Annotated in this window: 20 protein-coding genes; 15 read left to right on the forward strand and 5 right to left on the reverse strand. The window is 35.6% G+C overall.

Annotated elements, in window-relative coordinates:
• Positions 1–105: 105 nt before the first annotated feature.
• Both QNJ50_RS17550 and QNJ50_RS17555 read left to right on the forward strand, forming a co-directional pair.
• The gene (locus QNJ50_RS17550) at positions 106–801 is read left to right on the forward strand and encodes a hypothetical protein (RefSeq protein WP_300637517.1); all 696 of its coding nucleotides are present in this window, start codon (positions 106–108) and stop codon (positions 799–801) included.
• A 931-nt stretch (positions 802–1732) separates the two neighbouring features.
• Entirely contained in the window at positions 1733–2200 is a 468-nt protein-coding gene (locus QNJ50_RS17555) for a hypothetical protein (protein ID WP_300637519.1), read from the forward strand.
• Positions 2201–2301: 101 nt separating this feature from the next.
• Here QNJ50_RS17555 and QNJ50_RS17560 read toward each other — a convergent pair whose 3' ends face one another.
• Positions 2302–2916 (reverse strand): hypothetical protein, encoded by a 615-nt coding sequence (locus tag QNJ50_RS17560; RefSeq protein ID WP_300637521.1) that lies wholly within the window; start codon positions 2914–2916, stop codon positions 2302–2304.
• Positions 2917–3399: 483 nt separating this feature from the next.
• Positions 3400–3990: a hypothetical protein gene (locus QNJ50_RS17565; RefSeq protein ID WP_027841443.1), complete on the reverse strand. Its 591-nt coding sequence runs from the start codon at positions 3988–3990 to the stop codon at positions 3400–3402.
• Positions 3991–4190: 200 nt separating this feature from the next.
• Between QNJ50_RS17565 and QNJ50_RS17570 the strand changes: the two genes are divergently transcribed.
• The 3 genes from QNJ50_RS17570 (at position 4191) to QNJ50_RS17580 (ending at position 8184) form a co-directional block, all read left to right on the forward strand.
• On the forward strand, positions 4191–4808 hold the full coding sequence (locus tag QNJ50_RS17570; RefSeq protein ID WP_300637524.1) for a sigma-70 family RNA polymerase sigma factor: 618 nt from the start codon (positions 4191–4193) through the stop codon (positions 4806–4808).
• Positions 4809–5122: 314 nt separating this feature from the next.
• Positions 5123–6106, forward strand: coding sequence for a tetratricopeptide repeat protein (locus tag QNJ50_RS17575; RefSeq protein WP_300637526.1), 984 nt, complete (start codon positions 5123–5125; stop codon positions 6104–6106).
• Positions 6107–6615: 509 nt separating this feature from the next.
• On the forward strand, positions 6616–8184 hold the full coding sequence (locus QNJ50_RS17580) for a CAP domain-containing protein (RefSeq protein WP_300637528.1): 1569 nt from the start codon (positions 6616–6618) through the stop codon (positions 8182–8184).
• 140 nt (positions 8185–8324) lie between these two features.
• On the opposite strand, the gene QNJ50_RS17585 is transcribed toward QNJ50_RS17580, so the two are convergent.
• Positions 8325–9770 carry a HAMP domain-containing sensor histidine kinase gene (locus QNJ50_RS17585; protein ID WP_300637530.1) on the reverse strand — a complete coding sequence of 482 codons (1446 nt, stop codon included), beginning with the start codon at positions 9768–9770 and terminating at the stop codon, positions 8325–8327.
• A 927-nt stretch (positions 9771–10697) separates the two neighbouring features.
• Here QNJ50_RS17585 and QNJ50_RS17590 point away from each other — a divergent pair.
• From QNJ50_RS17590 to QNJ50_RS17615, 6 genes are all read left to right on the forward strand, one after another.
• Positions 10698–11258, forward strand: a complete 561-nt coding sequence (locus QNJ50_RS17590; RefSeq protein ID WP_300637532.1) for a hypothetical protein — start codon at positions 10698–10700, stop codon at positions 11256–11258.
• 311 nt (positions 11259–11569) lie between these two features.
• Positions 11570–12064 carry a hypothetical protein gene (locus tag QNJ50_RS17595; RefSeq protein ID WP_300637534.1) on the forward strand — a complete coding sequence of 165 codons (495 nt, stop codon included), beginning with the start codon at positions 11570–11572 and terminating at the stop codon, positions 12062–12064.
• A 51-nt stretch (positions 12065–12115) separates the two neighbouring features.
• Positions 12116–13006 (forward strand): fimbria/pilus periplasmic chaperone, encoded by an 891-nt coding sequence (locus QNJ50_RS17600; RefSeq protein ID WP_300637536.1) that lies wholly within the window; start codon positions 12116–12118, stop codon positions 13004–13006.
• A gap of 166 nt (positions 13007–13172) precedes the next feature.
• Positions 13173–16613: a carboxypeptidase regulatory-like domain-containing protein gene (locus QNJ50_RS17605; RefSeq protein WP_300637538.1), complete on the forward strand. Its 3441-nt coding sequence runs from the start codon at positions 13173–13175 to the stop codon at positions 16611–16613.
• Between the two features lie 284 nt (positions 16614–16897).
• Positions 16898–19135 (forward strand): polyphosphate kinase 1, encoded by a 2238-nt coding sequence (ppk1, locus tag QNJ50_RS17610; RefSeq protein WP_300637540.1) that lies wholly within the window; start codon positions 16898–16900, stop codon positions 19133–19135.
• A 179-nt stretch (positions 19136–19314) separates the two neighbouring features.
• Positions 19315–19728: a response regulator transcription factor gene (locus QNJ50_RS17615; RefSeq protein WP_300637543.1), complete on the forward strand. Its 414-nt coding sequence runs from the start codon at positions 19315–19317 to the stop codon at positions 19726–19728.
• 164 nt (positions 19729–19892) lie between these two features.
• Here QNJ50_RS17615 and QNJ50_RS17620 read toward each other — a convergent pair whose 3' ends face one another.
• Entirely contained in the window at positions 19893–20081 is a 189-nt protein-coding gene (locus QNJ50_RS17620) for a hypothetical protein (RefSeq protein ID WP_300637555.1), read from the reverse strand.
• Positions 20082–20322: 241 nt separating this feature from the next.
• On the opposite strand from QNJ50_RS17620, the gene QNJ50_RS17625 reads away from it, so the two are divergent.
• Positions 20323–20883, forward strand: coding sequence for a DUF2854 domain-containing protein (locus QNJ50_RS17625; protein ID WP_300637545.1), 561 nt, complete (start codon positions 20323–20325; stop codon positions 20881–20883).
• 107 nt (positions 20884–20990) lie between these two features.
• Here the strand turns inward: QNJ50_RS17625 and QNJ50_RS17630 are convergent, their stop codons facing one another.
• Positions 20991–21407 carry a hypothetical protein gene (locus QNJ50_RS17630; protein ID WP_300637547.1) on the reverse strand — a complete coding sequence of 139 codons (417 nt, stop codon included), beginning with the start codon at positions 21405–21407 and terminating at the stop codon, positions 20991–20993.
• Between the two features lie 30 nt (positions 21408–21437).
• Between QNJ50_RS17630 and QNJ50_RS17635 the strand changes: the two genes are divergently transcribed.
• The 3 genes from QNJ50_RS17635 to QNJ50_RS17645 all read left to right on the forward strand — a co-directional run bounded on the left by QNJ50_RS17635 (position 21438) and on the right by QNJ50_RS17645 (position 24155).
• A complete protein-coding gene (locus QNJ50_RS17635; RefSeq protein WP_300637549.1) occupies positions 21438–21608 on the forward strand; it encodes a hypothetical protein in 171 nt (56 codons plus the stop codon).
• 428 nt (positions 21609–22036) lie between these two features.
• Positions 22037–22786, forward strand: coding sequence for a DUF561 domain-containing protein (locus QNJ50_RS17640; RefSeq protein WP_300637551.1), 750 nt, complete (start codon positions 22037–22039; stop codon positions 22784–22786).
• Between the two features lie 1105 nt (positions 22787–23891).
• Positions 23892–24155: a hypothetical protein gene (locus QNJ50_RS17645; protein ID WP_300637553.1), complete on the forward strand. Its 264-nt coding sequence runs from the start codon at positions 23892–23894 to the stop codon at positions 24153–24155.
• The last annotated feature ends 143 nt before the right edge of the window (positions 24156–24298 follow it).

A 24298-nucleotide genomic window follows, 5' to 3' on the forward strand; every position in this document is an offset into this window, starting at 1 on the left:
TGATTCTTTAACTAATTCTCCAATTGACCGTCAAACTTATACAAGTCAGTAGTAAAAAAGATACAAGTACAACAAATTTATTCAGGGAATGAGGTAAATTAATTTTTGCTAGCAAAAGATATTAAAAAAAGATTAAAAAAACTCATAAAAGAAGCATCCCTTGTCGATCCGAATTTGGAGAAACGATTGATTGAAATCGATCGTTGGGTTGGAGATATAAAAACAGGTTCCTTGACTGCAAAAAGATTCTTGATTTTGTTTTTGGAGCAAATAATCAGGGATGCTGAAGCTTGGCTAAAATTTAAATCTTTACCTTCGGAAGAAGAGCAAAAATTAGCTTTGGAGGCACTAAATCCAACTTTAAAATATTGGTACAATTACTTGTTTCCCCAATGGTTAAACCATAAAGATCCCAAATTTTATATTTGGCGAAGAAAACTTATGGCTGGGAAATTTGAGCAAAAAGATGAAGATTTAATAGCCTCAGCGATTGAGGAAATTCAACTGCGTGGTGGGACAGTAGTTAAACGTTATGTAATAGACCTTTCAATGTCTACTGATATAATAGTTAGTGCTGGGCAAGAAGGTTCATTGTGTGTCCAATTGACAACTCTCAGTCAAGAATTTTGTCAAGAAAAATCTAATGATTGGGAAGATACTCTACGTTTTTGGAGCATAGAACGGGGGTTATTTCTAAGTTACAATCCTGGAGAACCTAATTTTGTGAATAAAATCGCTAACATAACTCTTTACAACAGTAATAATCTTAAGATTGGTGTTTATCTCAGGTTTAATCTGTGAAAAGTTTTAATGTAATATATTTGTAAATGATTTTTTATCAACTTTATTCTCGAGATTATTAAAAAACGTTTCTTCAGAAACATAAAATTTAAAATTTAGGAGTCAGAATGAATGAAGGATGAAATATTCATTCGTAATAGGCATTCTCAGTTTCCTTCTAGAAGTTAGTGTTAATAAAATTCAGTAGAAAAACAAAGATAGTCTGTTACAAATAGTGTACGTGAACATACTTGTTGCATTTTAAGTAAGTAGCTATATAATCCAGCATATTTATGCTTCCAATAAATAGATTTTTTTTTTAGCGAGCGGGTCTCTAAATCAAAATGAAAAACAACAATTTTGATTCCATGTGTTCCTGCTAGTTAAGGCTGTAACTTTGAATGGCTATAGAGTTATTGAGTACATAATCATAAATCTTTGAAGAATTTTGGTGAGAAATACGGGATGGGGAATTTCGCTTGATGTTTACACAACCCTACAAATTACAGTTTTGGGTTCTATTTAAAGTTTAATTATCAAAATTGGATTGGTTACTCTAACTTGTTGACTAATATTTTTTTCAATCTGTTGTATTTAATGTAATGAAATTACTTAAGTGCTGATAAGTGTCAGATAAAACATAAACCTTAAACAGGACGGATCGCTATTGCTGCATTCCAAAAGTTTTACTCAATATATTGAATTTCAAGATTATCAAATATATGAACTTACATCTTAGGTGAATGTATTTGTAAAAATTACAGTATTTACTATTTCTCACATGGATGCTTTCAGTTTGCGAAATAATCTTGTTTCAGGATGAAGATTAACAACAGAATCGCTAATGCTTAGCACCTCGTTAACTGAGTTCCCAACTCTGAAAACTTTAAGTCTTTTTCGTTACTTAGATTGAATCTTTCTTCATTAAGTGCTCCAAAAAAACTAAGTCATCATGGTCAAAAATAACCCAACTGGCTGTCAAGAGAGATTAGAAGATTTTTTACAAGCTGTAGAATCAGCCCAAAAACTACAGAATGACATCATTAAATATGGTTTTGAAGCTGCTCATTTTTATATTGAGGACTTAGATGGAGACTGGCTGGAAAAATGGAGCGAAGATGAAGAAGAACAAAATATTACAGAATATATTACGAACTTCTTAGAAAGTGGTGATCCAGTTGCTGTCAAATTATGGGAAAGACTTGCGGAGAAACCTTTAACAGAGATAGTCTCTGAATTAGAGAGGTGTTTAAGTTTTTCGAAAAGAGCAGAGCAAATTTTTGCAATCAAAGATTTCTTGCTACATAATTCAAAAGTAGAAAGAAATAATTCAGCTAAGACTAATGGATATGATGTAGTGAGTTTCGTAAATTTAGCAGAAGAATTACTAGAGAAATTGACGGATATTTTGAATTATTAACTCATAAGGAATATGATAACAACCAAATCCGAAGCTGCAGTCTGAATTCACCCAGAGTTAGAAAAGCCTTGGGATATAAAAACGCTACCGTTAAAACTTCTTTAGAAAAACGATGCTGTTTGTGTGTCTAAAACTACAGGCACATTTCTCTGTAAATAACCTTGTTTGTTTTTTTGCTGTTCCTTCTCATTTATATTTTGTTGGGACCAGGAATTTATTGCTAGCAAAAATGCTGCTAACCACAATAAAATTGTAATAAAGTTAGTATTACTAACTTTAGTTGGATATTGTTTACTTTTACCGATTCCCGAGCTTGGTATACTTGTGTCAGTACGGTACGGAGGAAATTGGTTATTTATTTTCAAAATTTCATCTTTGTCGGGGAGTAAATTAGTATAGATTTGATCATTAATTACAGTTTCTTCCTCTGGTATTGTTATGTTAATCTTGTGTCGAGAAAATTGATTTTCTTCCAAAAGATTTTGTTCTAAAACTTCATCTTTAAAGGAGAAATTAGGGTAGTTTGGTTCATTAATTATAGGTTTTTCCAGATTTATCTTTGTTTGTTTAATAAACTCCAGTCCCTTTATTCCACTTTCAGACTGCTTTGCTTCTCTATCTTGGATCTCCTTTATTTCCCTTTCAAGTTTCTTTATTTCATTTTTAAGCTGCGATATCCTTAATTCTGACCAGAAATTTGATGTATCATCTTTCATATTTTCCTCCCCTAGCAATTCATGAGAGGCTGCTACCTTTATAATACTGATATTTGCTGAGGCTAGAGAATTTCTGCAACAAAATTATGTCTAATGTGAATTAAATTTAGGCTTCTAATCCTCTTTGAATACTCTCACCATAGTAAAAATGAAATTCTTACTGCATAAGACTTTTAGCCAAAAGTTTATGATTTTATTCATAGTGTTAGAAGTGTTAGAGATGTTTCAGGTTCCATATTTGACTCAGAAGGTAGGAATTTGCTGTTGTCACCAAGAAGCTATAGAAAAGTATAAAAAATTGTTTGTCAGACTTATGGTTAAAAGACTGGCGACTGCTTAATATATTCAAAACTGGTTCTATACAGAAGATAATATTAAAGCGATCGCCACTAGTTCAATAAAAATGCTTAAAATTTATTTTTTCAAGTGTTTTTATCTTATGAAAATAGCAATGGTGGGAAAAACCCACCCTCATAGCAAAGATTAATTTGCCATTTCAGCCATCTCAATAACACGCCTTTCATAGTCTTTTACTAAAAAATTTAAAGGCTTGCGGCTGCGAATTTTAAACTTCAAACCCCGCATTTCCACCCGCAATAAAATCATTTCTAAGCATTCGCGATCAAAACAAACGTGACGCTGCTGATTTTTGTTACCCAAACTGGCTCCCGTAATAACATGTAGCTGAGTGTTTTTCTTCAGCTGATACCACAGTCCTTCTGCAGCATTATTCGTGCGATTGTATGTGGGGGTACTTCCCAAATAAAGCGGATCTATTCCAGTCGCACCAATGGTTTGTTCGTAATTGTAATAATAATGTAAAGGTACTTCCGCCGCAGGTAAATCCAGTAAACCTTCATACAACTGTCGGGCTATTTCTAAATCCGACACCATCACCGTGTGCACCTTTGGAGCGCTGGTGAGAAACATCCACATTGCACCAGCATATGCTGCCAGTAACATGACCATTATCCCCTGAGTGGAGAAAAGACTATCTAATGGTAAAGAAGGTAAAAAGGAACCTATAGTAAATGGCTGAAGCAGGAACGATATCACACTAGCTGCTATAAACATGAAAACATTAAAAATTGTATAACGGAGCTACTTTTCGTTTTGCAAATTTCGACTTAAATTTAAGTCTGTATTCTATAGTGTATCAATTGCCTGCTAAGTCTTGCTGTTAACTACGATCTGTTAATGCTAAGCAAGATACTTTACCATCGAACATAAATCAGCCACTACCCTTATAGTACCAATATATTCAAACTAGGATTGTGCAAATACCAAGTTTTTCTGAAGCAAATCATCCATTAGTCAAATCACTATTCCATCACAGTGATTTGGAACTGTTGAATCTGTTTGTTGCTCATCCGGATGCTGGTAAATACTTTACTGCGATTTTTTGCCGCTATAGCCCTATTGTTTACACCTTAATTCGACATTCAGCACGTTCTCCGGTGCAAGCAGATTATTTGTTTGCTTTGACCTGGCGGAATATTTATTACCAATTGGGCGGTTTGGATTTAAATGTTTCTAAACCAGAGCAGGAAGCTATGACTTTGCAGAATTGGCTGATCGATATGACTGCTTACTCTATCAATGAAACAGAATTACCCCCTACGGAAGCCATTCACTACTCGATTAAAGATACTTCTCCACCACTTTGGTGTTATGTCGAACAAGCGTTAGAACAACTATCGCCCAAACTGAGATTAATTTTACTGATGGCACAAACTTTTCATTGGAGCGAAACTAGAATTGCTGCTTATTTACAAGCAGAAGGAGAAGAAATTTCTCCACCAGAAGTAACTAATTTACTTCGAGAAGGATACTCTTTACTGGAAGAAAAATTACCATTAGATATTCGCAACATCTACCTGAGCGAAACTTAAACTCTAGTGTCTAATAGCAGTGAAACTCAATCAATTTTTTTTTCAATATTTTTTAATTAATTTCTTTTAATTACTTCTTTATAACTACCGTCTTTCAATTACTTTTTTAATACTTTTTTCAATTACTCAAACCTGCATCATTGTAGGAATATTTTATGAAGTAGGAATATTTTATGAAAAATGCCTTTTTGAAATATCTGTTTTGGAAATATCTCTTTTCTTGCACTGGGAAGCATAATAAATTTCAAGAATTACCCCGTAAAGGTCAAAAAAATTGGGCAAAGACCATACTATTGACGTGCAAGATTTTGCTTGTGAGTGTTTTTTGTGCTCCTTTGACAGTAAATGCTGCTGAAGTAACGGAACAACTTCATGGTTCACCCTATGTAAAAAATTCATTTCAATTACGCGAGGAAGGCGATCAACAGGTAAGTTTAGCTCGACGGGAATTACAACAAGGGAAACTAGACTCAGCAGTAAATTTATTATTACAAGCTTTAGAAATTTATCATTCTACTGGAGACATAAAAGCTCAAGGTTTAGTTTACGATTTATTAGGCAAAAACTATGTAAAATTAGGTCGTTCCAAACAAGCTGAAAATGCTATTCGCCGGCGTTTAGCAATTGCTCGCGATCTCAAAGACTTTCGCTCTCAAATTTTTGCACTGAATAACGTCGGTACTTTATTGATGCAAAAAGGCGATGTTAATCCCGCACTTCAAACTTTTATAGAAGCCCTTAACATTGCTCGTAATATTGAAAGCCTTGAAGGTCAAGGGCTGTCTTTAAGTAATTTAGGTCTAGCAAATTTTCGTTTGGAAAATCATAAGCAAGCCATAGAGCTTTATGAAAATGCATTAAATTTTCGTCGTCAAGCTCGCGACTACCCAGGGGAAGCAAATACCCTCAATCATTTAGGGGATGCTTACCTCTTAGTTGATAATTATCAACAGACCATTGCTACTTATGGTGCAGCACTACGAATTGCAAAAACTATTGGCGATCGCTCAAATGAATTACGTGCGATGGATGGACTAATAACTGCTCACAGTTCTGTGAAGCGTTATGACCGGGCTTTTGAGTTGCTCGAAAGACGTTTGAATATAGCGAAAAAACTCAACAATGTTCGGGAAGAGTTGAAATCATTTGAGTCTTACGCCAAACTGTACGAGCAAATGGGTCAATATCCTACAGCTCGCAATTTTTACGAAAGAGCCATTTTACTTGCAAAAAGTTTAGAAGATACTAGAGAAGAGTTATTGTTACTCGACAAGATTACCCGTATTAGTAAACGTTGATTAACAGTTTATTTTTATTACTGGTTCTAGAGACGCGTTACTGCGTCTCTATTTCTATAAATGCATTATTTGATACAAGCAGGACTTACGCAAGTATCACAATTGGTGGTTGGTGCGTGACGCTATAAGTCTGATTCTTACGTTCAGGTATTTTTACAGCGTCACACACCCTACAGGAAAAATATGCCAGTTGCGTAAGTCCTAACAAGAACATCACTACATTTATCTATTGTTAATTTTGAATATTAAATATTTCTGGTTAAATTCAAAAAAGTCAATTCAATAAGAATTCTTAGTTAACTCTTAATTTGATGTAGGAGCTTAAATAGCTATCATTGCATAATTATGTAAGAATTAACCTAATAACACTTCCTTATAATGACGATTTAAAAAATATAAACTATAATTTAATTTCGATTTCCAAGGAAAATAACTTTTAATTTCAGCCACGTGGCATAGGCTGTGCTCTACCTAGAAAATATCCAGTAATTTGTGTTCCCTATTAACCTATGCCTGTCAATATTTTTGATGCGAGTTTTTATCGCTCTGCTAACCCAAACTTAGAAAGTTTGAGTGATAGTGACCTATGGTCTCACTTTCAAAACCATGGTTTAGAAGCAGGTTTATCCTTCTCCCCTTTAGTAAATTTAGACTTTTATCGAGCTAGCAACAGTGACTTGAGTCACCTTAGCAATAAAGATACTTTTGAACATTTGCAAAACTACGGAATTTCAGAAGGGCGTCAATTTTCTGAATTATGGGATTTGAATTTTTATCGCCAAAATAATAATGATTTAACTTTTTTTAGTAACGAACAATTATTTCAACATCTGCAAAATTACGGTGTTGCAGAAGGAAGGAGATTTTCTCAATTTTTTGATGTTAATTATTATTTAGCCGATAATCCGGATTTATTAACAGAGTTTGGTAATGATAAATCAGCGTTACTACAACATTTTGTGATTTCTGGCTTGGATGAAGGACGTAGATTTTCAGTTGCATTTGACCCTAATTTTTACCGCCATAATAACCCAGAATTAGCAAATGCAGATCTTACTAACCAGCAACTTTTAGAACATTTTCGGATGTATGGTTTGAGTGAAGGTCGAGCTTCATCGGAATCATTTGATGTGCAACCCTATTTAACCTTCAATTCTGACTTTAGAAGAGATAATTTAAACTATCAAACAGCCTACGAACACTTTATTACTGATGGCTTGACCGAAGGTCGTATGGCTAGTAACTATATTTCTGAAGATGCTGCAGGAAATACTATTGAGAGTTCCCGCCATATTTTTCTCAGTTACAATTTAGTTACATGGAGAGAGGCTGTTAGTAATAATGATAGGAAAGATATCTATAAATTCACCTTAGAAGAAACAAGTAATGAGTTCAATCTGACACTTAACGGTTTAAAACATAATGCAGGTGTAAACTTGCTTAATGCTAGTGGTGAAATTGTTGCTGGAATGAATAATCCAGGAACGATGGAGGAATCACTCATCATTAATAATTTAGATGCTGGTACTTTTTATATAGAGGTTTATCTCGAGCCTGAAGGTGACTCTACACATTACAATTTGAGCTTATCTGCAACACCCAATAGATCGGAACTTACTCCGTTAGAAACTCCTATTCCACAGACTCCAATACCTACTGGTGGTAATGACGAATTTATCCAAGAAGTTTTAAAACTAACAAATCAAGAACGTACTAAATTTGGCTTAGAGCCATTACTTTTGGGTACAAAATTGAGTCAAATTTCTCAAAATCATAGTTTGGATATGGCTACTAATGACTTTTTTAGTCATAAAAGTCCCAATGGTTCTTCTGCTGTTGAACGAGCAGAAGCACAAGACTATCTATATCCCTACATTGGAGAAAATATTGCTGCAGGATATTCTACACCTGAAGCTGTTGTTGCAGCCTGGATGAATAGTCCCGGACATCGTCGAAATATTCTTAATCCCTATTACAAGGAAATAGGAATTGGTTACTACCACTTAGAAAATGACACTGGTCATGTCAACTATACAGACTATTGGACTCAAAATTTTAGTACGCAACTTACGTCTTAACAAGGTTAAAATTTACATATTTCCAAGCGTAAGTTTTACGAAACTGCTTAAAACTGAAGCTAATAGCCTTGAGTGATTTCATTAATTTTCAGAGGTTTAGAGACAGACATTTTAATAGGATGTCTCTGAACACTTAAATATCAAGATTCGGGAATTATCGGTAAATAAACAGTAAAGGTTGTACCCTGATTCACAGTACTTTCAACTTGAATTTGACCGTGATGATACTCCACAATCGCTTGGGCGATCGCTAACCCTAATCCCGAACCTGTATCAGCCCCAATTTGTTTATTACTCGAGCGATGAACGCGTGCTGGGTCTACCCGATAAAAACGATTAAATAATCTCGGTAGAGCTTCTGGAGGAATACCTACTCCATTATCACTAACTTTAACTTGCAATTGAGGATAACGATCACGCAATCCAGATACTCGATGGTTCGACTCTAGGCGCATTAGCTCTACTTGGACTTTTCCTGTACTATCAGTATATTGCAAAGCATTGCTAATTAAATTAGTAAATAGCCGCACTAATTGTTCCGAATTAGCCCTCAAAGAGAACCAATCATCCGGTAATTCAGAATCATTTTCACTAATGGGAGGTTCGATCAACTCCAAAGTCAAAGAAATATTTTTTTCTGCTGCTAATAGTTGTTGTTCTTCAACTAATTCAATTAATAATACATCCAAGGGACAAAAAGAAAAAGTATTTTTATTGATACCGCTATCTTGTCTCGCAAGAAATAACAAATCATTAACTAATTTTCCCAATCTTTTTGTCAGTCTTTCGATAACTTTTAGTTGTTGGCGATAATTTCGATCTACCAAGTCATCTGATTCTGTTAAATCTAAATCTGTAAGTGCGACTTGAACATTAGTTTGAATTAGAGTGATCGGACTTCTTAATTCGTGGGAAGCATCAGCAGTAAACTGCTTGAGACGTTGATATGATTCTCCCACCGGTTCCATTGCTTTTCCAGCCAAAAACCAACCACTAGCAGCAACAGAAAGTAACATCAAAGCACTACCTCCAGCTAAATCAAATATTAGTTGATGACTGGGTTTAGTTACTTCAAACCAAGGATGACTAACACGTAAATAACCTAAAACTTGCCTTCCTATTTCTACTCTTTCAGTTACTTGGCGAAGTAAAATACTATAGTTACAGTCTACTGAAATATCACTACAATCTGAACTGTTATTAGATCTAATTATGCGAACCGTTTCACCATCACGATTCGCATGAATTGGAACATCCAAAGCTTCCGAGAAAGTAGACCAAAGTAATTTACCATTAGGACTAAACCACTCCAAATCGATGCGGTCGTCTTCCACTGACTCAGCATTATTGCGAAAGCTGGCTTCAGGGTTAACACGTAATTTATTATATTTACTATTGCCTAGACTTACTGACTCTATAACTAGCGATCGCTCTACTACTTCGACTACATGATTTAAAGTGTCATCGATTCGTTCTATTAAAGTCGAGCGAACATACAAATAAACACCACTAGCAAAAAGTAATAGAAGTACTGCTGTAATAGCAGTATACCAAAGTGCTAGACGACGCCGAGTTGCTTGGAACATATTCTTGGAGGGCTTGGTATTTTTACTGGTAGATCGCTCAATATAAATGGAAAAATCATTATCTCAAAATTATTGAATATGCCTTTTGGGTCTAATAAGATAAGTGTTATCTACATAGGGACATATAAACCTAGATGTTTACTTAAGTATTAATACTAATTATTTTTCAATTTAGTTAACTAATAATTCCATATTATTACTGAAGTAATCTTTTAGTCACAGAGGTTAAATTCTTTATGTAACTCCACAGGAAAGGAGACTTGTTACAAAACAATAGTATATGTATTTTTTTGACACTTTTTATCTTGGTTTTTAATTAAATTCATAATAGTGCTTAATTATGAATTTATATTTGCATTTCGATTGCATCATTTATATGTGGAGATATAGATTTTAATCCGAAAATTTAACTTTTCCACCTTAATTGTTGCATTTATTACTCAACAAAAAATTCAAATATATTTTATTGAATCAAAAGTTATTTCATACAGAACTAATACTATATTTATTCATAATTTACTCATATATATATTTAGTTTATCTCATTCTTTTAAGGCTAATATTTGCGGTTAAACGCCCCATAAACATGTATTGGTCGCAAATTGCAAAAATATAAATTACATCATCAATAATAACTCCACATCAATATTGAATGTTATGAATCATAAGTAATTTTTTGCGGCTTATTATGAGATAAACGTTAAAGTATTTAGTTTAATTGATTAAGGGGGTGATATACCTATTTAGAAATTTAAAATTGTAAGAAATCTCATATTTGCAAGAATAATTCGACCCTCGACTCTCGGGATTACCAGGGAATCTAAAAACAAAAATTAATTAGCATAATCCAATTAGTTTTGAAGATTGGGAAAAAGAGAGTTAATTAAACTTCCAACATTTACACCACAAAACTGAAGGACAATTTTAATGAAAACCAAATTTTTAGCCATTATTGCTGCTAGCTTAAGTGCAGTTGGTAGCATTATTGCAGGTGTACCTGCAAATGCAGTAGAGCAAGAGGTCAATGTTGAAATCACTATTCAACCAACAATGTTCTTGCGGACTTTTGAGAATATCAGTTTAGATATTACTCAAGGAGACTTAGGAGCAAACGATAAAGATTTCGATACAAATCCCACAACAGATGGTAATACTAGCCTTACTGTGACCCCAAGACCATCCCTCACTGATGGAAGTGAATTATTAGCAGTACAAAAACAAGTTAAAGAACTTTACGCTGTTTGGGCTAATAGCGGTACAGAAGTAAATGTAAGTATTGAAGCAACTCAAGATACATTAACAAACACTACAGATGGTGTATCTACTGCAATAATTACTGAGGTTACAGCTACTGAACCTAATGGACAGCCAACGGCAACTCAACCTTTAGTTGGTGGTGCTAACTTTACATTCAATCTAACAAATGCTACTGCTACTGGAACATATAACGGAGGTGTGGTTAGAGTGAAAGCAGAAGCACAACTCTAATCCAGATATAATTACAAATTATTTGGGTACAAATTATTCGGGTGCAGGCGTATCGCCTGCTTCCGGCAAAATCCAAATAAGATTATTCCTGTAAAAAGAAAACTCAAAGTAATCAGAAGACTCTACAAATTCCCTCGAACAGAGTTGAGAACGAGGAAAACTTAATGACAAATATTTAATACGGACACAATACTAATCCAAACACAATATTATTTTCCCTTCCCAACACTACTTTCAAAGAAATATCTGCAACATAAATTTTAAATACCATGAGTTGCCAACTCAACTTGAAACACTACTGGGTGATGGTTATGGCACTTTTAGTCATACCTCAATTGCAAGTTATGGCACAAACGTCACCACCACCCGATCCTAGCAGTGATTATGAATTATCTTTTAGCTCCGAACCTGTAAATATTTCTCCTTTAAGGTCGCAAGATATTTTACCAAGCCAGAGCGGAACTGCAAGCACTCAAGAACAGTTACTCGCAGCTCCCTCATTTAATGAAGTAATTTCCCGCGAGCTACCACAACTTTGGCGAATGCGAGTTCCAACTGAAGATGTACCTGACCTAGTAGCCCAATACACAATTACAACCTCTAATGAAAATGGCAATCCCTTTCTGAATGTGACGCTGGAACCCTTGGATATCAGGGAAGTATCCAGCGACCCTAATACCAGCACAACTGTAGTAGAAGGAGGCGTACGCCTGCTGTTTGGCGATGCATTTAAAACTGGGAATGCAGGTAGTTATCAAGGACAAATATCAGTATGCGTCAAACGCAACGATAGTAGTTGTTTGTAAAAGGTATCCCTAAAATATTTTTTTCGATCCGTAAAGAGTATAAAGGTTGAAATGTTACATAAATTAAAAAGTATTGGTTTAAGTCTAATTGCACTTTTAACACTTGGGATCGAGAGTGTAGATGGAATTGAGGTTAGTATTAGCCCCCCTCGCTTTGAAATCCCCATTGGTGGTAAAAAACGTTCTCACTCCCTCAAAATTAAAAATTTTGACGATCAGCCAGTACAAATGAAGGCTAATATCCGCTCCTGGAATCTGGACGAAAATAGTAAATTAAAAGAAATAGAATCCACCGAGCAGACTTTAGACCAAGCTATTATTTTTACCCCCTCTCGATTTACTATTCCTCCTGGTGGTGAACAAACAATTCGCTTTGCTATTCGTCCCAAAGTTAAGCTAGCTCCTGGAGAACATCGAGCAATCATCAACCTTGAAGAAATTCCACGAAAAAATAAAAATCCCGATCAAAACTCTCTAATTACTGTTGCTAGTATGGGGGTAGTTATTTATGCTTATTCTGGTGAAGTAAAAAGAGTAGGTGTTCTTAATTCTGTAAATATAGATACTAAATCTAATGGTTTGATAACAGCGGCTTTTGATATTTCCAGTAAAGGAAATGCCCATGTCCGGATGAATGGACAATATGCAATCTGGGAAGCGGCTAAATACCCAGGTGCAGAAGCAACTAAAAATATACCAGGTTTAGATAAACCAAAAATAAAATTGCCAGCTAATGTGTTAGCTGCAGGAAAAATTAAAATCAAGCCTGTTTTACCTGCAAATCGTCGTCAACAGATACTTCCAATAGCGAAAAATTTATCCCCAGGTAAATACATTTTGGATATTAATGGTGACTTAAGTGGAACTCTCATTGATAAGGGAATTCCTTTTATTGTTCCGCCTTTATCTAATACTTCTAAGTCCGTAAATGAAAAGTTTTGATTCTGTTTATAAGAAGACTTAAAGATACTTGTACTCTAAAAATTTGAAAAGTCGAAGATTTAAAAAATTGCAAAATTGCAAAATCATACAAGCTATTTTTAACTTCTTTTAATTAGAGTTCACAGCTGGATATTTTGGCTAGTTATTTGAATTTTATTACTTAGATATGCTCTACCCAGCTTTACCACCTACACCCCCAGCAATTATTCTAATGATGACATCTGATAAGGTGTCTGCGAACAAATATCTAGTCGCTCAAAAGCTGCAAAAGTCTGAGGAATCAAAAGGTTTTGCAGTTAAAAAATCTTTGATTAAAAATGTTGACAATACCATTAAACTAAATTATTCATCAGCTACTAATAGATTATTACAAGAAAAAAATCATAATATAAATCCTCAACATATAACTCCCCAAAATATAAATACCCAAAATAATTCTCAGAAAGATACATTTCCAAAAAAACATGATTCTGAAATAGAATTAGCAATTCAAAAGGCTGCGCAAAAAAATGTAGTGGGGAAAATTATTACTGCTGTTCAAGAAATTATCAGCGTTTCTTTATATGCTTCTATTGATAATATAACTAATAATAATAGTGCAGTTGACCTTGAATCACAAACCATCAAAGAACCATCCCTTAAAAAACCAATCATTATTAGTGATTTAAAAATTGGTAAAGTTCCAAACTCAAAAGATGCTAATACTGAAGAAATTAATAGTGCCAAAAAGTTAGAGCAACATAAATATAATCTTAATAGTACAAAAATTTCTAGAAATACTAAATTTAATGCTGTTAAATTTATATCAATAGTTCAAGAGTTAATTGTTACTGCTATATCTACTTCTTTACAGCAATCAAATAGCGAAGCAATAAAATTAGGTAACGACGGTAAAAGCTCCGTTGAAATTGCTTCTTCTCAAGGAAATATATCAACAAATAAAAAGCCGAATAATAACCTAAAAACTGAAACTAACTCTGAGAATAATACCAATAATCCAAAAAAGACTACCGATAGTCTTGCTCGAAGACTAACGAATCAAAAGCAGGAAGCACTACGGGATAATGAGAACACTCAAAATTATCAAAAATCTTCACTTCAACTAGCACAAAGACCCGGAGAACCTTTTTTAGTTGGAATAATAATTAATGGTCGGGAAGTCGGTACTTTAGATATTCTACAGTTAGATAATACTTTACTGATACCTTTAGAAAGCTTTGCTGAGATTGCTGAATTTACTGTTGAAGTAAATAATGATAATTTTCAGGTTCAAAGTCCTTTGGGAATTGTAGATATTGAGCCTGAATTATTCAAACAGATTAATGGCATTATTTACGTTAGTAAAGAAGTTCTCAAAGAAAAGCTCAAGATAGATTTAGAATTAAACACTGCCGATTTAAGTCTACTAGCAGATTTACCTTGGCGTGGAGGTTCTCAACAAAGAAGACGAGAAGGAATAGATTTAAAACCTGATTTTTTGGCTCCTAGAAGCGGAATTTCTAGTTTGAAGCAAGAATTTAATTTTTATAATAGCAGGGGAGATACTCTCCTACGTAGTTCGAGCCAATTGGGTGGTAGAATTTTCGGCGGTGCTTTCCGTTTACGTCTAGATAATAACTTTGAGAATCAGCCAAATATTTCCGAATATTTTTTCTACAAACGTGACGGTCGATTTCGTTATCAGGTAGGTAAACAAAGAGTAGGTTTGCACCCTCTCCTTAATGGAGTTGGTCTTACTGGGTTTCAACTTGGTTATAGTAATCTCCCTGAAGATAGATTTAATCCAAGTTATAATGCTAACGAACTCGTACCTAGACGTTCTCGACCAGTACAAACCTTTCGCGGTCAAGCCCCACCAGCTAGTTTTGTCCAATTGAGAGTTGGGGGTATTCCCATAGCCCAACAGCAAGTAGGGTTTGACGGGCGATATGAATTTCTTGATGTTAGATTACCTGTGGGTCAAAGTAAAGAAATTGAAATTGCAATCTTTGATCGCAATGATTTACGTGTACCTAGAGATATTCGTTCCGTTAGGTTGAATGCTTCTGACCTGTTGTTACCATCCGGAGGTAATGTCCAACTAGCAGGTTTAGGATTTAACGGTAACCTGGTTCAAGATAGTTTATTTGATGATTACACCTCTTCTGATGAAGGAAAACCAGTTGGTTTTTATCAATTACGCCAAGGTCTTACTAATAATCTGACTCTTGAGGGTTCCTTGCAAGCAGTTCCTGATGCTTTACAGGGACAAGCTGGTTTGGTGTGGCGTTTAGCCAATCCAATCATTTTATCTGCTAGTGTGGGTAGTTCCCGTGGCGAACTTGGTTATGCTGCGGACTTGGATATGGAATTTGATAAGCTGGAAATCAATGCAAATTCCCAGTCTTTACCTGAAGGATATCGTATTAACAGTACCGGAGAACGCTTTAACCACAGCTTGGAAGCAAAATATCGCTTTAGTAATAAATTCAGCCTGGGTGTAATTGGTCGCAGTCGTCAAGATGGAGGTAGCTCAGCAGATTATATTTTGCCAACTTTTTTTGCTAGACCTTTTTCGACTCTCTCTTTAAACGGTAGACCAGATATCAATGGAGATTATTTATTCAACGCTTTCTTTAGACCGAGTAACTCCACAAGATTATCTTTTAATACCTATGGTGATGCCTACATTTCCAATTTAAGATACGATTTAAATCGTAATTACCAAGTATCTCTGGGAAGCGAATTCGGTCAAGGTTTAGCTCCCCGTTACTCAGTCAATTTTGGTCGTTCCCCCAGAAGTTTACAACAACTCAGTTGGAATTTGGGACTAGCTTACAGCGATGGTGAATTCGGACCATTGGTAGGTGCAAGCATGCAAGTACTTCCCGGTTTATTTGCAAGACTTGATTATCAAGGAATTCCTTCGAGGGCTAGGAATGGTTTTGGTGGTTTAGATGACGGTAGCTTGTCTGTGTCATTGATCTCGGATCTATCCTTTGCAGGTGGTAAAGTTGCACCAGCAAGAGCTAGTGGAATTGGTAAAGAGCGAGGCGCGATCGCTGGAAAATTAATAATAGAAGATAAAAAGAAAAATTGGGATTTAGAGGGCTCTATTGTTAGGGTTTATGACAAATATAATAATTTGGTCGGTAGTTCAAAAACTAACAAGGATGGCAATTTCTTTATTGGGAATTTAAAAGTAGGTCTACATGTGGTGGAATTAGAAACAGAAGAGCTACCAATAGAAATAGCAGTTCCAAAGACTAGTATGGTAGCTGAAGTTGCTAGTTCTGCGGTAACCCGGCTTAATTTTCCAACGAGAATAGAATATGGTGTTGCGGGGCGAATTACTGATACCGCAGGTAAAGCAATATCCCAAGTTAGAATAGAATTAATAAATCCTTCTGGGGCAAGAGTATTATCCGGCGTTACGGATAAATTTGGTCTATATCGCCTTGATGGAGTTCCTGTTGGCAAATATACATTACAGATTTCTCCTCAGGAAAACCTAAGTAATCAAAGACAGCTACCCAAACGCAACATAGAAATTCGCAACGAATTTGTTTACCACCAGAATCTGCAACTACCTATTTCTACAGCAACGAAAGAAAGCAAGAAAAATTGATATTTGGGGATTAGAGATCGAGATTTGGGGATTAGAGATCGGGATATTCGAATTGGTAATTAATGGTAAATCTCAAGCAATTTAGAACAGCAATTTTACTTTGCATCAAAACCTTTCACCTAGTGTTTGGTTTAATTATCTTGCGAAGGGACAATTTCATGTCCAACTTCAATTACCATAACCATATAGATATAAAATACTTTCTTCAAGGGAATCAAAAAATTTAGTCAATGACTTAAATTAGTGCCCACTATTGCCCATTACCCAATTTCCCTCAGATAATCATGCCAAAGTCAAAAAAGAACCTTAATAATCAAAACATTGATAATCAAAACTTTGATAATCAGAACATTAATAATCCAATAGATTTGACCAATCCCAAATATTATCTCAACCGGGAATTGAGTTGGCTCGAATTTAATAGCAAGGTACTCCACGAAGCTTGCGATCCACGAACTCCTCTCCTAGAGCGTCTGAAGTTTTTAGCAATATTTTGTTCAAATCTAGATGAGTTCTTTATGGTGCGGGTTGCTGCATTAAAGCAACAGGTAGAAGCAAAAGTAAGCAAATTAACTTTTGATGGGCGCACTCCCCAACAGCAACTAGATGAAATTAGCTTTGCACTACGTCCTTTAGTTACTCAACACAACCAACATTTTGAGCAAGTACTCCGTCCCGAACTAGTAAAACATGGGATACATATCCTAGACTACATAGATCTATCCGAGCAGCAAAGGGATTATTTAAACAATTATTTTGAAGAACAAATATTTCCTGTTATTACCCCTCTTGCAGTTGATCGCAGTCATCCATTTCCTTATATTTCTAACCTCAGTTTAAATTTAGCTGTTGTTATTAAAAATCCAGAAACCGAACAGGAATTTTTTGCTCGAGTCAAAGTTCCCAGAGTCTTACCCCGATTTATACCCTTACCATCTGATTTAAGCAGTAACCGCAACGGTAAATCCATTGTTTGGACGGGTGTTCCCCTAGAACAAGCAATTGCTCACAATTTAGAGTATTTATTTCCGGGGATGAATATTCAAGAATATCACCCCTTCCGAATTACCCGTGATGCTGACTTGGAATTAGAAGAAGATGAAGCCGATGATTTACTTTTAGCCATCGAACAAGAATTACGCAAGCGTCGAGTTGGCGGAACTCCGGTTCGCTTAGAACTTCAATCCCAAACTCCAGAAATTATTCGTAACCGACTTTTGCAAGATTTGAATTTGTCTGATAGCGATGTTTATCAGGTGGAAGGTCTTTTGGGATTGCGAGATTTAATGTATTTCTTGTCACTCCCACTTCCAGAATTAAAAGACCAACCTTGGCGTTCTGTAGTACATCCAAGACTACAAGTACTTAGAGAACCTAATACCGGTTCTGGATTACTTAAGCTTGATGAAGGTCAGGATATTTTTTCTGTGATCCGAGAGAAAGATTTATTAGTACATCATCCCTACCAATCCTTTACCCGTTCTGTTGTAAGATTTATTACAGATTCGGCCCACGATCCCGACGTACTAGCAATTAAGATGACCTTGTACCGGACTTCCGGTGATTCACCAATTGTAGATGCTTTAATTGCAGCCGCGGAAAATGGCAAACAGGTGTCGGTTTTAGTTGAATTGAAAGCACGTTTTGATGAAGAAAATAACATCTATTGGGCAAGACGTTTAGAAAGTGTAGGAGTTCACGTAGTTTATGGTTTAGTGGGACTGAAAACCCATAGTAAAATCGTTATGGTAGTGCGACGAGAAAAAGAACGCATCCGTCGTTATGTACATATTGGAACCGGAAACTACAATCCGAAAACAGCCCGACTTTATACAGATTTAGGTTTACTTAGCTGTCGTGAAGATTTAGGAGCAGATCTAACAGATTTATTCAACTACTTAACAGGTTATTCCCGGCAAAAATCCTACCGACAGTTGTTGGTTGCTCCGGTCAATATGCGCGATCGCTTCATGAATTTGATCTATCGGGAAATAGAAAATGCCCAAAAAGAGCTTTCTGGAAGGATTGTAGCTAAGATGAACTCCCTCATCGACCCACAAATTATCACCGCATTATATGAAGCTTCGCGAGCGGGAGTAAAAATTGACTTAATTGTACGGGGAACTTGCTGTTTGCGTCCTGGATTGAAAAATATTAGTGAAAATATCAGTGTAATCAGTATTGTAGGTCGTTTCCTAGAACACTCGCGGATTTTCTATTTTTACAATAACGGACACGAAGAAATTTACTTCGGTAGCGCAGATTGGATGCCCCGCAATCTAGATCGGCGAGTAGAAGCTATCACCCCCATACAAGATCCTGACATAGCAAAAGACTTACAGGAAATTTTAGGGATGATGTTAGCAGATAACCGTCAAGCTTGGGAATTACAGTCTGATGGTAGTTATATCCAACGACGTCCCGGCGATTGTCCAGAAGCTGTCTCCCAAAAAAAACTTATGTCTATGGTATTAGTTTCAGCTACAATTCCTCCTAATTTAATCAGTCCAAAGCAAAATTAATTTTCACCAGATAGTTAAATTGCAAAAAATATTGAGGTAGTCCTAATGTATCAGTTGATTAACTCTTGTTAGCTTTAATTATAAAATTAAAACTTATTCAACCATAGGATAGAGTCAGTTGCGGTGCATGTTCGCATAGACTATAAAAGTTACTGTAAATTGAGTTTAATTTTACTTCAATGTTAATGTTATCCTGTAAGTCTTCTATCTTGCGGGTTCTAATAGTTGACGATCACGAACTTACTCGTTTAGCTCTGAAATTTGCTTTTTCTCGTGAAGAAAATATTCAGATTGTAGGTGTGGCAGAAAACGGGAAAGAAGCGATAGACATCGTCAAACGTTTCCCACCAAATGTGGTTGTCCTGGATTTACAAATGCCAGTAATGGATGGTTGGATTGCTTCCAATCAGATCAAAACTATTGTTCCTGATACAAAAATAATTGCTTATTCTTCACTCGAAGAAACTAAATATCATGAAAAAAAAGTAACAGCTAGTTTGGATGCTTTTTGTAAAAAAGATGCCCCTACAAATGAACTAATCTCTTTGATTAAAAAATTGGGGGAGAACAGTATAAATAATTCAGTAACATGATCGAACGGTCGAGCATATTTGCAAGTTATTTATCAATACATAGACAAAATCGTTTCAGGGTCAATAGGAAGTCGCATATGTGTTTTCTACCAATGCGTCGGTAGTACATCTTGGGTTTTACTACCGGCGCAATTTCCAGGGTTAACTATTGCTTTTAATCTAATTTAGGATCGATTATTTTCAGATTCATTAAAAGTACGTTCATATTCGTCAATCAACTCATCCATTTCTTCTAAAGCTTGATTTACGTCAATTCTTAAAGTACCTAAATTTGGTTTTTCAAGAAGACCTAGCAAATAATCTCTTTTACTTCTAATTTCAACTACTTTTTCCTTGATTGTCTGCGCGTCCATCATTACTCTCCAACACAAATTAATTTTTTTCAGCCTAAAGCTCTATCCCTACTTTACTTTACTAGCTTTACCTTTAAAGAAATTATAGATGCCTGGTAGTTGGGTTGGATAATTACAATTAGCTTTTTCTTGTTAATTAACCTTCTATCATTGCTCCATAAGTAAATATCTTGGCAAGGTACTTATAATAAACGATGATAGTAAAAATGAAGTAATAATAATTAATACAAAAATTAAAATTATGTTGCGCCAGATTTCTTTAGGGACTTTGGGTCTAAGCATTGGTGGAGTTCTTGTCATAGTTGGTTTTGTCGCCTACGCTACGGATAATGCGACCCTTAACCTTGCTGGATTTTTTTATGGTTTTCCTTTATTACTTGGAGGACTAGCATTAAAAGCTAACGAACTCAAACCAATAAAATTTACCCAACCAACCACACCAGAGATTTTGGCATTACGGGAAAAACAAGCGACCATAACTCAGAATAAAATTCGCAAAGACATTACCAGATATTGTTACGGTCAAAATGTACATTTTGATCGAGCCTTATCTTACTTAGGTCTTGGTTCAACGGATGACGATTTACCTGAAGTTACTGGTTTAAGAGAAACAGAAACAGAAGGTGCTTACACGATTATTCTAGAATTTAACTCCCCAGAATTTTCTATTGATGTCTGGAGAGAAAAACACGAGAAAATGATTAAGTACTTTGGTCCCGGGGTAGACGTAGAAATTACAGAAGTCGGTGAAGATCGAATTGAATTAGCATTGATCGCTTTACCAGAGGAAAAAGCTAGTTAAAATTTCAAGTATGCTTCACATTCGCGATAATTTTCCTGATAATTTTTTGATATATAACCTTTGGTAGTTGCAAACCTAATAAAATTTGAGATTTATTAAATCATGAATTAATCAAATACATGCTTTTGGGCGACTTTCCAGTAACGAGAAAAGCGTTTGAGGTCAATGAAACCGTCATAGTCAAAAAATGGCTTGGTCTCATACACCTCTAATTTTTTGTAACGTTCAATTTCATCGCAAATACTATCAAAGCGAGGACTGGGAGTGTCGACAGTAATAACTTTACTAGCATTATTTTCTACCGCAAAAGCTAAAACTTTATTGACAATATCACCACGACGGATTGTGACAGGTAACTCCAATAAACATTCATAAATAAAAGTAATTCGTTTAAGACCAATCTGCCATTCTTCGAGCAGTGCGTCATCCCATATCCAGACTGCGGGAGAGTTGGGATATTCCTCAAATGCTGGGTTTTTCGGACTCAAACAATCCCCATGTACCCAGATAACTTGTTCTGACATGAAATGTGATATTAACAGCTGGAAACATTAATGTTAATAACTATAGCCTTTAAAAAGGTAGTATCTTGCATCTTTCCCGATCTGAAAGTTAAAGCTTTTCCACCCTGCGGGTTAGCTGCACCGGATAGCGCTGATGAATTAGCGCGGGTTAGTCGCCGCGCTGTTCCCAGTTTTCTGTTCCCTTCTATAAGCGACGTGTAGCAATTTTAAAGGAAATCGATCCAATAACCGAGTTCTTCTAATGTTAATTCTTCACTCCTTTTGTTTTCTACAACTCAAAAGTGTAAATAATGGTCAGTAATTAGAAGCAAATTCCAGACAAAACTTATAATCACTATAAATTGTAGGTGATATATAGTACAATAATGTATGTTTTTATTACAGTTACCTACTACTTGATTCCTTTTTCTAGTATTTGCGCAGAAAAATGGAATTTATACTCAAATACCCCAATACCTATGAACTTTTGGTAGCTTTTTAGTGATTTGCTGTTCCATGGTTGTAAAATGTAAAAAAAATCTGAGTCATAAGTTCAACACATATAATAAAGTGTTCCAGAGGATACGATATTATTTGTTTACAGGGAAAGGGTAAAATATTTTTATTTTCAAAGCCTCAAGAGAATAACTATGACGATGCATCATTCTTTGCAACGTGCATTTTTCAACCGCAATGCTTTAAAAGTTATCAGTGGTTTGAATAATTTCAATTCCAAAAGCGTTGCCGCGACTGTTCAAGCAGCACATCATGGTGGTGCTACTTTCATTGACATTGCTGCAGATCCTGCATTAGTTAAGACAGTAAAACTATTGACGAATATACCTATATGTGTATCGGCAGTAGAAGCAGAAAAATTTGTTACATCTGTAAATGCTGGTGCGGATCTCATTGAAATTGGTAATTTTGATTCTTTTTATGCCAAAGGGCGTAAATTCGAAGCTGAAGAAGTGTTAGCACTCACAAAAGAAACTCGTGCTCTTCTTCCGAAAATTACTCTTTCTGTCACTGTTCCTCACATTCTTAAGTTGGATCAACAGGTGGAATTAGCAGAAGAATTGGTAAAAGCAGGTGCAGATATTATTCAGACTGAAGGTGGTACTAGCAGTAAGCCCAATAATCCCGGAACATTAGGATTAATTGAGAAAGCTGCCCCTACTTTGGCTGCTGCTTATGAAATTTCTCGTGCTGTTTCGGTGCCGGTATTATGTGCTTCTGGTATCTCCAGTGTGACAGCACCTCTTGCGGTTGCGGCTGGTGCGGCTGGTGTAGGTGTAGGTTCGGCAATCAACCAACTCAATAGTGAAATTGCAATGATTGCTGCTGTTAGAGGTATAGTCGAATCATTAATGGCTAACCGCACAAGAATCAACATTCTTTAGAAAAACAGGATCGTGTTTTCTATTTGTAACTGGATTCTCAAATAACTTACAGGAACCAACAATTACAGGGAGAAAGCCTACAAGTCTATTTATGGGAATGTTGGCTCGTAAAAGATTTAATAGCAATGAAACAGGAGATTAATTTCTATTCAGTTGTGTCTATACATCTAATTACTCCAGTAAGGGTAAAAATTAGTCACTACCAATATAAGTGGTGTTAAATTAAGCACGACTAGGATTAGTGTAGTGTTTGCAACACCTACAATATGTATGGATACAACCGAGATTTATTAATGATTTGGGTCATAAATTTCCCTGTTACGGTATTTTTTGATAAATATATCCGGCAAGTAGCGCAGAATTTACCTTTAGAAAAATACGAAACCTTAAGATGTAGTAACTGAAAAACTTAAATCTCTAGTTTAAATTACTTCATCAGTATTTAAGATTATTGGGAAAAATTCGATTTTACTGGCGTCCCATTTTTGCAAGTCGATACTTTAGCATAAAAATTCATTCTTTGATTACCAAAGTGGGTATTTAAGTAAATGGTTCCCATTGTCTTGAGAAAAACTTAGCATTTTAATTAATTCAACCAACTAAATTTGCATCGCATTTTTGTTAAGTTCTGTCAGTTCACAATTTCTTTTTGGCTACCATTTTTTCTCAGAGCAAAGTTGTTGTGAGAATTTGAATCCTATATCCGTACTGCAAAGATATACACAACACATACAATACAGGTGTGAGAGAGATTCTTGCAACAAATGCTTCAGACGTTCCCCAGGAGCTGGAACGTTTTTTAGTATTTTTCTATATTTGCTTAGTTTTTGATCGCACTACCAAATATCCTTGAATATCAGATTCCTTTAGGATTCCTCTTCGCCATAAAAGGGAGCAGGGAGAGAGAACAGCGCAAGTCCCACGCTAACTTAACTCACCAGTAACATCCGAGCACATCTTCAATAATTCCGTTGTGAATCAGATCCACATCATTGATGGAAGTTGAGTCAATCGCACTTTATAGTATTTTTGTACTAAAATGAATGTATAGTAATCCATAAGGCTGGATTAACTTCAGAATCAAAAGGTTAAGGGTTTATATCTTATGGTTAAGCATTACATTCTCAGCCTCAATCCTACAGCTAAGCATGAATGGGACAGATGTGTGTTACGGGATGTTTTGAGCGCAAAACGCCCAGAAATGGCGAAATTAATTGCAGAAGCAGTTAATGCTCGATCAGGTAACTACTTAATTAGTGTCAATATTGAAGTAAAAGTATTAGAGAAAGCCGAAGCACCTCAAGCCGAACAGCTTGCACTTAATATTGCTGAAGTGAGCGAACAACCTCAATTGCAGGAAGCTGCCTAGTTAAAACATGGGATTTATAGAACTTGTCGAAGTTCAAAACTCCCAGCCTTTAGGCGGGAGATGTAGAACGAGTTAGCACGTTTACGTGCAGTCAATCTTAGGTTACGTCATGATGCCGCTGTTCCTCAATATATCTTCTAATA

The sequence above is a fragment of the Mastigocoleus sp. MO_188.B34 genome (genome assembly GCF_030065675.1).
Lineage (GTDB): Bacteria > Cyanobacteriota > Cyanobacteriia > Cyanobacteriales > Nostocaceae > Mastigocoleus.

What these genes read in the sequence shown, in the direction of transcription:
- QNJ50_RS17555 (WP_300637519.1), top strand. Translation starts at nt 1,733, where the DNA reads ATGGTCAAAAATAACCCAACTGGCTGTCAAGAGAGATTAGAAGATTTT.
- QNJ50_RS17560 (WP_300637521.1), bottom strand. Translation starts at nt 2,916, where the DNA reads ATGAAAGATGATACATCAAATTTCTGGTCAGAATTAAGGATATCGCAG.
- QNJ50_RS17565 (WP_027841443.1), bottom strand. Translation starts at nt 3,990, where the DNA reads ATGTTTATAGCAGCTAGTGTGATATCGTTCCTGCTTCAGCCATTTACT.
- QNJ50_RS17580 (WP_300637528.1), top strand. Translation starts at nt 6,616, where the DNA reads ATGCCTGTCAATATTTTTGATGCGAGTTTTTATCGCTCTGCTAACCCA.
- QNJ50_RS17585 (WP_300637530.1), bottom strand. Translation starts at nt 9,770, where the DNA reads ATGTTCCAAGCAACTCGGCGTCGTCTAGCACTTTGGTATACTGCTATT.
- QNJ50_RS17590 (WP_300637532.1), top strand. Translation starts at nt 10,698, where the DNA reads ATGAAAACCAAATTTTTAGCCATTATTGCTGCTAGCTTAAGTGCAGTT.
- QNJ50_RS17595 (WP_300637534.1), top strand. Translation starts at nt 11,570, where the DNA reads ATGGCACTTTTAGTCATACCTCAATTGCAAGTTATGGCACAAACGTCA.
- QNJ50_RS17600 (WP_300637536.1), top strand. Translation starts at nt 12,116, where the DNA reads ATGTTACATAAATTAAAAAGTATTGGTTTAAGTCTAATTGCACTTTTA.
- QNJ50_RS17605 (WP_300637538.1), top strand. Translation starts at nt 13,173, where the DNA reads ATGCTCTACCCAGCTTTACCACCTACACCCCCAGCAATTATTCTAATG.
- ppk1 (WP_300637540.1), top strand. Translation starts at nt 16,898, where the DNA reads ATGCCAAAGTCAAAAAAGAACCTTAATAATCAAAACATTGATAATCAA.
- QNJ50_RS17615 (WP_300637543.1), top strand. Translation starts at nt 19,315, where the DNA reads ATGTTAATGTTATCCTGTAAGTCTTCTATCTTGCGGGTTCTAATAGTT.
- QNJ50_RS17620 (WP_300637555.1), bottom strand. Translation starts at nt 20,081, where the DNA reads ATGGACGCGCAGACAATCAAGGAAAAAGTAGTTGAAATTAGAAGTAAA.
- QNJ50_RS17625 (WP_300637545.1), top strand. Translation starts at nt 20,323, where the DNA reads ATGTTGCGCCAGATTTCTTTAGGGACTTTGGGTCTAAGCATTGGTGGA.
- QNJ50_RS17630 (WP_300637547.1), bottom strand. Translation starts at nt 21,407, where the DNA reads ATGTCAGAACAAGTTATCTGGGTACATGGGGATTGTTTGAGTCCGAAA.
- QNJ50_RS17635 (WP_300637549.1), top strand. Translation starts at nt 21,438, where the DNA reads ATGTTAATAACTATAGCCTTTAAAAAGGTAGTATCTTGCATCTTTCCC.
- QNJ50_RS17640 (WP_300637551.1), top strand. Translation starts at nt 22,037, where the DNA reads ATGACGATGCATCATTCTTTGCAACGTGCATTTTTCAACCGCAATGCT.
- QNJ50_RS17645 (WP_300637553.1), top strand. Translation starts at nt 23,892, where the DNA reads ATGGTTAAGCATTACATTCTCAGCCTCAATCCTACAGCTAAGCATGAA.